The organism is Cellulomonas sp. GbtcB1 (assembly GCF_019091725.1).
GTDB lineage: Bacteria > Actinomycetota > Actinomycetes > Actinomycetales > Cellulomonadaceae > Cellulomonas.
The window spans coordinates 1-229 of record NZ_JAGXJG010000717.1 but is presented as its reverse complement, the minus strand read 5'-3'; the positions used below and the strand labels follow the sequence as shown (position 1 = coordinate 229).

Here is a 229-nt window from a genome sequence, read left to right as displayed (position 1 = left end):
ATGCGACTTACCTCGCCGAAGAACACCCGCGCCAGCGTCTCCAGGCCGAGGTCGACCTTGAACGGCTCGCCCTTGGCCCCGGCGGCGGCGCGCGCGGCGCGGTAGTGCTGGGCGTCGGTGAACGCCTGCCGGATGATCAGCGCGGGGCCGAGCCGGGTCGACGGCGTCTGCTTCTTCCCCGCGTACACCCGCTTGGGGTTCTCGCCGGGCGCCGGCTTCCCGGGGCCGG

General features: G+C 74.2%; 1 pseudogene. It reads right to left on the bottom strand.

From position 1 onward, the window contains the following. A pseudogene (locus KVT14_RS21945) lies at positions 1-229 on the bottom strand (amidohydrolase); the annotation flags it as partial.